The 8,962-nt window shown below is 65.7% G+C and carries 18 protein-coding genes; all 18 read left to right on the top strand.

Annotated elements, in window-relative coordinates; translation table 11 throughout:
- The first annotated feature begins 31 nt into the window (after positions 1 to 31).
- The 18 genes from OG885_RS18685 to rplF all read left to right on the top strand — a co-directional run bounded on the left by OG885_RS18685 (position 32) and on the right by rplF (position 8,962).
- Positions 32 to 469, top strand: coding sequence for a hypothetical protein (locus tag OG885_RS18685; protein ID WP_405732748.1), 438 nt, complete (start codon positions 32 to 34; stop codon positions 467 to 469).
- A 400-nt stretch (positions 470 to 869) separates the two neighbouring features.
- On the top strand, positions 870 to 1,178 hold the full coding sequence (rpsJ, locus tag OG885_RS18680) for a 30S ribosomal protein S10 (RefSeq protein ID WP_003948644.1): 309 nt from the start codon (positions 870 to 872) through the stop codon (positions 1,176 to 1,178).
- 17 nt (positions 1,179 to 1,195) lie between these two features.
- The gene (rplC, locus tag OG885_RS18675; RefSeq protein ID WP_405732745.1) at positions 1,196 to 1,840 is read left to right on the top strand and encodes a 50S ribosomal protein L3; all 645 of its coding nucleotides are present in this window, start codon (positions 1,196 to 1,198) and stop codon (positions 1,838 to 1,840) included.
- 7 nt (positions 1,841 to 1,847) lie between these two features.
- Positions 1,848 to 2,504: a 50S ribosomal protein L4 gene (gene rplD / locus OG885_RS18670; RefSeq protein ID WP_399949441.1), complete on the top strand. Its 657-nt coding sequence runs from the start codon at positions 1,848 to 1,850 to the stop codon at positions 2,502 to 2,504.
- On the top strand, positions 2,504 to 2,923 hold the full coding sequence (gene rplW, locus OG885_RS18665) for a 50S ribosomal protein L23 (RefSeq protein WP_405732742.1): 420 nt from the start codon (positions 2,504 to 2,506) through the stop codon (positions 2,921 to 2,923). Before rplD ends, rplW begins: the two co-directional genes overlap by 1 nt.
- 38 nt (positions 2,924 to 2,961) lie before the next feature.
- On the top strand, positions 2,962 to 3,798 hold the full coding sequence (gene rplB, locus OG885_RS18660; protein ID WP_007384068.1) for a 50S ribosomal protein L2: 837 nt from the start codon (positions 2,962 to 2,964) through the stop codon (positions 3,796 to 3,798).
- Between the two features lie 12 nt (positions 3,799 to 3,810).
- Positions 3,811 to 4,092, top strand: a complete 282-nt coding sequence (gene rpsS, locus OG885_RS18655; protein ID WP_003992359.1) for a 30S ribosomal protein S19 — start codon at positions 3,811 to 3,813, stop codon at positions 4,090 to 4,092.
- A gap of 44 nt (positions 4,093 to 4,136) precedes the next feature.
- Complete coding sequence (gene rplV / locus OG885_RS18650; RefSeq protein WP_003974262.1) at positions 4,137 to 4,484, top strand: 50S ribosomal protein L22; 348 nt, start codon at positions 4,137 to 4,139, stop codon at positions 4,482 to 4,484.
- On the top strand, positions 4,484 to 5,314 hold the full coding sequence (gene rpsC / locus OG885_RS18645) for a 30S ribosomal protein S3 (protein ID WP_329335800.1): 831 nt from the start codon (positions 4,484 to 4,486) through the stop codon (positions 5,312 to 5,314). The genes rplV and rpsC overlap by 1 nt, the downstream gene beginning before the upstream one ends.
- Before the next feature lie 5 nt (positions 5,315 to 5,319).
- Positions 5,320 to 5,739: a 50S ribosomal protein L16 gene (rplP, locus tag OG885_RS18640; RefSeq protein WP_004927269.1), complete on the top strand. Its 420-nt coding sequence runs from the start codon at positions 5,320 to 5,322 to the stop codon at positions 5,737 to 5,739.
- Complete coding sequence (gene rpmC, locus OG885_RS18635) at positions 5,739 to 5,963, top strand: 50S ribosomal protein L29 (protein WP_030671810.1); 225 nt, start codon at positions 5,739 to 5,741, stop codon at positions 5,961 to 5,963. The genes rplP and rpmC overlap by 1 nt, the downstream gene beginning before the upstream one ends.
- The gene (gene rpsQ, locus OG885_RS18630) at positions 5,960 to 6,244 is read left to right on the top strand and encodes a 30S ribosomal protein S17 (RefSeq protein ID WP_141206508.1); all 285 of its coding nucleotides are present in this window, start codon (positions 5,960 to 5,962) and stop codon (positions 6,242 to 6,244) included. Before rpmC ends, rpsQ begins: the two co-directional genes overlap by 4 nt.
- A gap of 98 nt (positions 6,245 to 6,342) precedes the next feature.
- Positions 6,343 to 6,711, top strand: coding sequence for a 50S ribosomal protein L14 (gene rplN / locus OG885_RS18625; RefSeq protein ID WP_003992364.1), 369 nt, complete (start codon positions 6,343 to 6,345; stop codon positions 6,709 to 6,711).
- Positions 6,712 to 6,713: 2 nt separating this feature from the next.
- Positions 6,714 to 7,037, top strand: coding sequence for a 50S ribosomal protein L24 (gene rplX / locus OG885_RS18620; protein ID WP_107904101.1), 324 nt, complete (start codon positions 6,714 to 6,716; stop codon positions 7,035 to 7,037).
- Positions 7,037 to 7,594: a 50S ribosomal protein L5 gene (rplE, locus tag OG885_RS18615; protein ID WP_399949438.1), complete on the top strand. Its 558-nt coding sequence runs from the start codon at positions 7,037 to 7,039 to the stop codon at positions 7,592 to 7,594. The genes rplX and rplE overlap by 1 nt, the downstream gene beginning before the upstream one ends.
- Positions 7,595 to 7,599: 5 nt before the next feature.
- Positions 7,600 to 7,785, top strand: a complete 186-nt coding sequence (locus tag OG885_RS18610; RefSeq protein ID WP_003948630.1) for a type Z 30S ribosomal protein S14 — start codon at positions 7,600 to 7,602, stop codon at positions 7,783 to 7,785.
- A 213-nt stretch (positions 7,786 to 7,998) separates the two neighbouring features.
- Positions 7,999 to 8,397: a 30S ribosomal protein S8 gene (gene rpsH / locus OG885_RS18605; protein ID WP_399949436.1), complete on the top strand. Its 399-nt coding sequence runs from the start codon at positions 7,999 to 8,001 to the stop codon at positions 8,395 to 8,397.
- Positions 8,398 to 8,422: 25 nt separating this feature from the next.
- The gene (gene rplF, locus OG885_RS18600) at positions 8,423 to 8,962 is read left to right on the top strand and encodes a 50S ribosomal protein L6 (RefSeq protein WP_405732735.1); all 540 of its coding nucleotides are present in this window, start codon (positions 8,423 to 8,425) and stop codon (positions 8,960 to 8,962) included.

Genomic DNA, 8,962 nt, shown 5'->3' with positions numbered 1-8,962 from the left:
CATCCTGGACCCTCCGCATGGTGTTCCGCCGGTGCGCATGGGAATGCCCTTCGAGGAGGCTGCGCAGGCCGCGTCCTCCTGGGGTGAGGTTCGTGTGGTGGGTCCGCTCGCGCACAACCCCACGGTGAAGATCCAGGCCATGGGGGATGACTTCGACGTCATCGTGATTCTCCGGGACCAGGAGACGGTCAATGCCGTGGATGTCTCCGCCCCTGAAGAAGAGGAATCGGACCTTCGGGTCCTGTGGCGGGGCAACGACGTCTTTCGAACCCCGGCGCGTGAGCTGCTGAAGATCTTCTCCGCCGCGGGCTACGAGATCGATGACTCCAACCCGGAGGAGCCGGTGGTGCGGGACCTGACGATCGTCTTCAGCCGCGAGACCTCGCAGGACGTACCCCTGGACCCGGAGGACGGCCTTCCCCTCTACTTCACGGCTGCTCTCGTCTCACACGAGAACCCTGCCTTCTGACGGCGGCGCGGTCCGCGTGTGTTTGACCTACGTCACTCCCGGGGTATTGTCTCCGGCTCGATTGGCGGACACCCCGCCCCATATGGCAGACTGTCGGAGTTGCTCGGTCGAGTGTTGATGCTGCGCGCCTCCCGCCGGGAGGACCGGAAGCGAGTCCCACAGTACTCGTCGCCCTAACTGCCACATGGCAGCGCTGGGGCGGACGTACGGGAATCTTTCGGGAAGCAAGGTACGGCACAGGCCAGGCGCCCGGTGATTCTCTTTCTCAGGCAAGGGATGTTCGAACAAGGGACATCTGTGTCAGCGAAAGCGCGACACGCCCGACCGCGTGGGTCGGAGCGAGGGGTCAGGAACACCGGGTTCCAGAGCGTTAAACGAGACAAAGGACTACTGAGTAGCCATGGCGGGACAGAAGATCCGCATCCGGCTCAAGGCCTACGACCACGAGGTCATCGACTCCTCGGCGAAGAAGATCGTCGAGACGGTGACTCGCACTGGTGCGTCGGTCGCGGGCCCGGTGCCGCTGCCCACTGAGAAGAACGTGTACTGCGTCATCAAGTCGCCGCACAAGTACAAGGACTCGCGCGAGCACTTCGAGATGCGCACGCACAAGCGCCTGATCGACATTCTCGACCCGACGCCCAAGACCGTTGACTCTCTGATGCGACTCGACCTCCCGGCCGGTGTCGACATCGAGATCAAGCTCTAAGGGTCGGTGATCTGAGAATGGCTAAGCAGATCAAGGGCATCCTGGGCGAGAAGCTCGGCATGACGCAGGTGTGGGACGAGAACAACCGCGTTGTTCCGGTCACCGTCGTCAGGGCCGGCCCCAACGTCGTCACCCAGGTCCGCACGAACGACGTCGACGGCTACGAGTCCGTCCAGATCGCGTTCGGCGAGATCGACCCGCGCAAGGTGAACAAGCCCCTCAAGGGCCACTTCGCCAAGGCCGATGTCACGCCGCGTCGCCACCTCGTCGAGATCCGCACCGCGGACGCCTCCGAGTACACCCTCGGCCAGGAGATCACCGCTGAGGTGTTCGAGGCCGGGATCAAGGTCGACGTGACCGGCAAGAGCAAGGGCAAGGGCTTCGCCGGTGTCATGAAGCGTCACAACTTCAAGGGCCTCGGCGCCGGTCACGGCACCCAGCGCAAGCACCGCTCGCCCGGTTCCATCGGTGGCTGCGCCACCCCGGGCCGCGTGTTCAAGGGCCTCCGCATGGCGGGTCGCATGGGCAACGAGCGGGTCACCACCCAGAACCTGACCGTCCACGCCGTTGACGCGGAGAAGGGTCTGCTGCTCATCAAGGGCGCTGTCCCCGGTCCGAACGGCGGCCTCGTCCTGGTCCGCACCGCGGCCAAGGGGGCCTGAGGTACCGATGAGCACTGTTGACATCCTTTCGCCTGCCGGCGAGAAGACCGGAAGCGTCGAACTCCCCGCGGAGATCTTCGGCGTGGAGAAGGTCAGCATCCCGCTGATCCACCAGGTCGTCGTCGCGCAGAACGCGGCTGCCCGTCAGGGCACGCACAAGACCAAGACCCGTGGCGAAGTCCGTGGTGGTGGCAAGAAGCCTTACCGCCAGAAGGGCACCGGCCGCGCCCGTCAGGGCTCGACCCGCGCGCCGCAGTTCGCCGGTGGTGGCGTCGTGCACGGTCCCGTGCCGCGTGACTACTCGCAGCGGACCCCGAAGAAGATGAAGGCTGCCGCGCTGCGTCACGCCCTCACCGACCGGGCCCGCAACAACCGCATCCACGTCGTCACCGGCGTGATCGAGGGCGAGGCTCCTTCCACGAAGGCCGCCAAGACGCTGTTCGGCAAGATCTCGGAGCGCAAGAACCTGCTCCTGGTCGTCGAGCGCGCCGACGAGGCCGCGTGGCTGTCCGCCCGCAACCTGCCCCAGGTCCACATCCTGGAGCCGGGCCAGCTGAACACGTACGACGTGATCGTCTCGGACGACGTGGTCTTCACCCAGGCCGCTCTCGAGTCCTTCGTCGCCGGCCCGAAGGCCAACGACACCGAAGGGACTGAGGTCTGATGGCCATCCGTCACCCCTCTATCGCCTCCAAGGCGGCCAAGGCCGCCAAGGCCGCGCGCGTCGCCAAGGCGCGTCGTCACGCCGCCGAGGGCAAGAACACCGTCGAGACGCCGGTCAGCAAGTCGTTCACGGACCCCCGTGACGTGCTGCTGAAGCCGGTCGTGTCGGAGAAGAGCTACGCGCTCCTCGACGAGGGCAAGTACACGTTCATCGTCGCCCCCGACGCCAACAAGACCCAGATCAAGCAGGCCGTCCAGGCGGTCTTCTCGGTCAAGGTCACCGGGGTCAACACGCTCAACCGCCAGGGCAAGCGCAAGCGGACCCGCACCGGCTTCGGCCAGCGTGCCGGCTCCAAGCGCGCGATCGTGACCCTTGCTGAGGGCGACCGTATCGACATCTTCGGCGGTCCGACCGCGTAAGCGGGTCGGATCGTCCGATATCGGACGAGGACTGAGAAATGGGAATCCGCAAGTACAAGCCGACTACGCCGGGCCGTCGTGGCTCCAGCGTCGCCGACTTCGTCGAGGTCACGCGGTCCACGCCGGAGAAGTCGCTGGTCCGCCCCCTGCACAGCAAGGGCGGCCGTAACAACGCCGGTCGTGTGACCGTTCGCCACCAGGGTGGCGGACACAAGCGCGCCTACCGCGTGATCGACTTCCGTCGTCACGACAAGGACGGCGTGCCGGCGAAGGTCGCGCACATCGAGTACGACCCCAACCGCACCGCGCGCATCGCGCTGCTGCACTACGCGGACGGCGAGAAGCGCTACATCCTCGCCCCGCGCAACCTGCAGCAGGGTGACCGCGTCGAGAACGGTCCCGGGGCCGACATCAAGCCGGGCAACAACCTGGCGCTCCGCAACATCCCGGTCGGTACCACGATCCACGCGATCGAGCTCCGTCCCGGTGGCGGCGCCAAGTTCGCCCGCTCCGCCGGTGCCTCCGTGCAGCTGCTCGCGAAGGAGGGCACGATGGCCCACCTCCGCATGCCTTCCGGTGAGATCCGCCTGGTCGACCAGCGCTGCCGCGCCACGGTCGGCGAGGTCGGCAACGCCGAGCAGAGCAACATCAACTGGGGCAAGGCCGGCCGTAAGCGCTGGCTGGGCGTCCGCCCGACCGTTCGCGGTGTGGCGATGAACCCGGTTGACCACCCCCACGGTGGTGGTGAGGGCAAGACCTCCGGTGGTCGCCACCCGGTCAGCCCCTGGGGTCAGAAGGAGGGTCGTACTCGTTCGCCGAAGAAGGCTTCGAACAAGTACATCGTCCGCCGCCGCAAGACGAACAAGAAGCGCTAGGAGCGGGTTTAGATGCCGCGCAGTCTCAAGAAGGGGCCCTTCGTCGACGACCACCTGATCAAGAAGGTGGACGCCCAGAACGAAGCAGGCACCAAGAACGTCATCAAGACCTGGTCCCGTCGCTCCATGATCGTGCCGGCCATGCTCGGCCACACGCTCGCGGTGCACAACGGCAAGACCCACATCCCGGTGTTCGTCACCGAGTCGATGGTCGGTCACAAGCTCGGCGAGTTCTCGCCGACTCGTACCTTCCGGGGTCACGTCAAGGACGACCGGAAGTCGAAGCGCCGCTAGTAGCGGATCGCATTCAGACACGTAAGTAACTGAGAGGGACAACCATGGAAGCCAGGGCCCAGGCGCGGTACATCCGCGTTACGCCCATGAAGGCCCGCCGCGTGGTGGACCTTATCCGTGGCATGGATGCCACGGAGGCTCAGGCTGTTCTGCGATTCGCTCCGCAGGCAGCCTCCGTGCCGGTCGGCAAGGTGCTCGACAGCGCCATTGCCAACGCCGCGCACAACTACGACCACACCGACGCCGACAGCCTCTTCATCTCCGAGGCGTACGTCGACGAGGGTCCGACCCTGAAGCGGTTCCGGCCGCGCGCCCAGGGCCGTGCCTACCGGATCCGCAAGCGGACCAGCCACATCACCGTGGTCGTCAGCAGCAAGGAAGGAACCCGGTAATGGGCCAGAAGGTTAACCCGCATGGGTTCCGGCTCGGCATCACCACCGACTTCAAGTCGCGTTGGTACGCCGACAAGCTGTACAAGGACTACGTCAAGGAAGACGTCGCCATCCGTCGGATGATGACGTCCGGCATGGAGCGCGCGGGTATCTCGAAGGTGGAGATCGAGCGCACCCGTGACCGTGTCCGTGTGGACATCCACACCGCGCGTCCGGGCATCGTCATCGGCCGCCGTGGCGCCGAGGCCGACCGCATCCGCGGTGACCTCGAGAAGCTCACGGGCAAGCAGGTCCAGCTGAACATCCTCGAGGTCAAGAACCCCGAGACGGACGCTCAGCTGGTTGCTCAGGCCGTTGCCGAGCAGCTCTCCTCCCGCGTCTCCTTCCGTCGCGCCATGCGTAAGAGCATGCAGTCGGCGATGAAGGCGGGCGCCAAGGGCATCAAGATCCAGTGCGGTGGCCGCCTCGGTGGCGCCGAGATGTCCCGCTCGGAGTTCTACCGCGAGGGCCGCGTGCCCCTGCACACGCTCCGCGCGAACGTGGACTACGGCTTCTTCGAGGCCAAGACGACCTTCGGCCGCATCGGTGTGAAGGTCTGGATCTACAAGGGCGACGTCAAGAACATCGCCGAGGTCCGCGCCGAGAACGCTGCGGCCCGTGCGGGTAACCGCCCGGCCCGTGGTGGCGCCGACCGCCCGGCCCGTGGTGGCCGTGGTGGCGAGCGCGGCGGGCGCGGTCGTAAGCCGCAGCAGGCTGCCGGCGCCGAGGCCCCCAAGGCCGAGGCTCCCGCCGCCGCCGCTCCGGCTGAGAGCACCGGAACGGAGGCCTGACCGACATGCTGATCCCCCGTAGGGTCAAGCACCGCAAGCAGCACCACCCGAAGCGCCGTGGTCAGGCCAAGGGCGGTACGACGGTCGCGTTCGGCGAGTACGGCATTCAGGCCCTCACGCCGGCGTACGTGACCAACCGCCAGATCGAGGCGGCCCGTATCGCCATGACCCGCCACATCAAGCGTGGCGGCAAGGTCTGGATCAACATCTACCCGGACCGCCCGCTCACGAAGAAGCCTGCCGAGACCCGCATGGGTTCCGGTAAGGGTTCGCCGGAGTGGTGGATCGCGAACGTGCACCCGGGCCGGGTCATGTTCGAGCTGTCCTACCCCAACGAGAAGATCGCCCGTGAGGCCCTGACTCGCGCAGCCCACAAGCTGCCGATGAAGTGCCGGATCGTCAAGCGCGAGGCAGGTGAAGCGTGATGTCGGCCGGTACCAAGGCGTCCGAGCTGCGCGAACTGGGTGACGAGGAGCTGCTGAACAAGCTCCGCGAAGCCAAGGAAGAGCTGTTCAACCTCCGCTTCCAGGCGGCGACCGGTCAGCTCGAGAACCACGGTCGGCTCAAGGCCGTCCGTAAGGACATCGCGCGGATCTACACCCTGATGCGCGAGCGTGAGCTGGGCATCGAAACGGTGGAGAACGCATGAGCGAGAGCAACGTGACTGAGAACGCAGAGGCCCGCGGCTTCCGCAAGACCCGTGAGGGTCTCGTCGTCAGCGACAAGATGGACAAGACCGTCGTCGTCGCCGTCGAGGACCGCGTGAAGCACGCCCTGTACGGCAAGGTCATCCGCCGTACGAACAAGCTCAAGGCGCACGACGAGCAGAACGCTGCCGGCGTCGGCGACCGGGTCCTCCTCGCGGAGACCCGCCCGCTGTCCGCCACCAAGCGCTGGCGCATCGTCGAGATCCTCGAGAAGGCCAAGTAATTCCTGCGGCCAACCCCGCAGGTCAGTTCCGCCAGGCTCGGCAGGGGCGCTCGTACTGAGGCCCCTGCCGGGAACCGGCAGACAAACAGGAGATAGACGTGATCCAGCAGGAGTCGCGACTGCGTGTCGCCGACAACACTGGTGCGAAGGAGATCCTTTGCATCCGTGTGCTCGGTGGCTCCGGTCGCCGCTACGCGGGCATCGGTGACGTCATCGTCGCCACCGTCAAGGACGCGATCCCCGGCGGCAACGTGAAGAAGGGTGACGTCATCAAGGCGGTCATCGTTCGCACCGTCAAGGAGCGCCGCCGTCCGGACGGCTCGTACATCCGCTTCGACGAGAACGCCGCTGTCATTCTCAAGAACGACGGCGACCCTCGTGGCACCCGTATCTTCGGCCCGGTGGGCCGGGAGCTGCGCGAGAAGAAGTTCATGAAGATCATCTCGCTCGCGCCGGAGGTGCTGTAAGCATGAAGATCAAGAAGGGCGACCTGGTTCAGGTCATCACCGGTAAGGACAAGGGCAAGCAGGGCAAGGTCATCGCGGCCTACCCCCGCGAGGACCGCGTCCTGGTCGAGGGTGTCAACCGGGTCAAGAAGCACACCAAGGCCGGCCCGACCGCCAAGGGTTCGCAGGCCGGCGGCATCGTCACCACCGAGGCGCCCGTCCACGTCTCCAACGTCCAGCTGGTCGTGGAGAAGGACGGCAACAAGGTCGTCACGCGTGTCGGTTACCGCTTCGACGACGAGGGCAACAAGATCCGCGTTGCCAAGCGGACGGGTGAGGACATCTGATGGCTACCACCACCACTCCGCGTCTCAAGACGAAGTACCGCGAGGAGATCGCGGGCAAGCTGCGTGAGGAGTTCTCCTACGAGAACGTCATGCAGATCCCCGGCCTCGTCAAGATCGTGGTCAACATGGGTGTGGGCGACGCCGCCCGCGACTCCAAGCTGATCGAGGGCGCCATCCGCGACCTCTCCACGATCACCGGCCAGAAGCCGCAGGTCACCAAGGCCCGCAAGTCCATCGCGCAGTTCAAGCTGCGTGAGGGTCAGCCGATCGGTGCCCACGTCACGCTCCGTGGCGACCGCATGTGGGAGTTCCTGGACCGCACCCTGTCGCTCGCGCTGCCGCGCATCCGCGACTTCCGTGGTCTGTCCCCCAAGCAGTTCGACGGCCGTGGCAACTACACCTTCGGTCTCACGGAGCAGGTCATGTTCCACGAGATCGACCAGGACAAGATCGACCGTACCCGGGGTATGGACATCACCGTGGTGACCACGGCGACCAACGACGCTGAGGGCCGCGCCCTCCTTCGTCACCTCGGCTTCCCCTTCAAGGAGGCGTGAGCGAGATGGCGAAGAAGGCTCTGATCGCGAAGGCTGCTCGCAAGCCCAAGTTCGGCGTGCGTGGCTACACGCGCTGCCAGCGCTGCGGCCGTCCCCACTCCGTGTACCGCAAGTTCGGCCTGTGCCGCGTGTGCCTTCGTGAGATGGCTCACCGTGGCGAGCTGCCGGGCGTGACCAAGAGCTCCTGGTAGTCCCTGCTTTTAGGGATTCCAAGGGCTCTCGGTAAGCACTGGGCGTGTCAGGCGCCCTCCTCTCCATGGCTTAGGCTTGGAGGGTTGGGCGCCTGACGTCGCCCGATACGACTTACTACGCCGTAGGTCCACCGCACCGCACCCGCCTCGTCTCGGATCGAGGAGAGGGATGGGCACCTGGAAACCCCGGCGAGAGAGGCCGAAGGCCAATTCATGACCATGACTGATCCGATCGCAGACATGCTTACGCGTCTGCGGAACGCGAACTCGGCGTACCACGACTCCGTGACGATGCCGACGTCCAAGATCAAGTCTCACATCGCGGAGATCCTCCAGCAGGAGGGCTTCATCACGGGCTGGAAGATCGAGGACGCCGAGGTCGGCAAGAACCTCGTTCTCGAGCTGAAGTTCGGCCCGAACCGTGAGCGCTCCATCGCGGGCATCAAGCGGATCTCCAAGCCCGGTCTCCGGGTTTACGCGAAGTCCACCTCCCTGCCCAAGGTGCTGGGCGGCCTCGGCGTGGCGATCATCTCCACGTCGCACGGGCTCCTCACCGACAAGCAGGCCGGCAAGAAGGGCGTAGGCGGAGAAGTTCTCGCCTACGTCTGGTAGCGGAAAGGAATCGGAGGAAAAAGCTATGTCGCGTATTGGCAAGCTCCCCATCACGGTTCCCGCCGGCGTGGACGTCACCATCGACGGCCGTACGGTCTCGGTCAAGGGCCCCAAGGGCTCGCTGACCCACACCGTTGCCGCGCCGATCGACATCGCCAAGGGTGAGGACGGCGTTCTCAACGTCACCCGCCCCAACGACGAGCGTCAGAACAAGGCCCTGCACGGCCTGTCCCGCACGCTGGTGGCGAACATGATCACCGGCGTGACCGAGGGTTACGTGAAGAAGCTCGAGATCAGCGGTGTCGGTTACCGCGTGGCGGCCAAGGGATCGAACCTCGAGTTCGCGCTCGGCTACAGCCACTCGATCACGGTCGAGGCGCCCGAGGGCATCTCGTTCAAGGTCGAGAACCCGACGCACTTCTCGGTCGAGGGCATCGACAAGCAGAAGGTCGGCGAGGTTGCGGCCAACATCCGCAAGCTGCGCAAGCCCGACCCGTACAAGGCCAAGGGCGTCAAGTACGAAGGCGAAGTCATCCGCCGCAAGGTCGGAAAGGCGGGTAAGTAA

Origin of the sequence: Streptomyces sp. NBC_00028, assembly GCF_045041065.1 — a bacterium.
Lineage (GTDB): Bacteria > Actinomycetota > Actinomycetes > Streptomycetales > Streptomycetaceae > Streptomyces.
The sequence above is the reverse complement of the archived record's forward strand: the minus strand, read 5'-3'. Positions and strand labels throughout refer to the sequence as shown.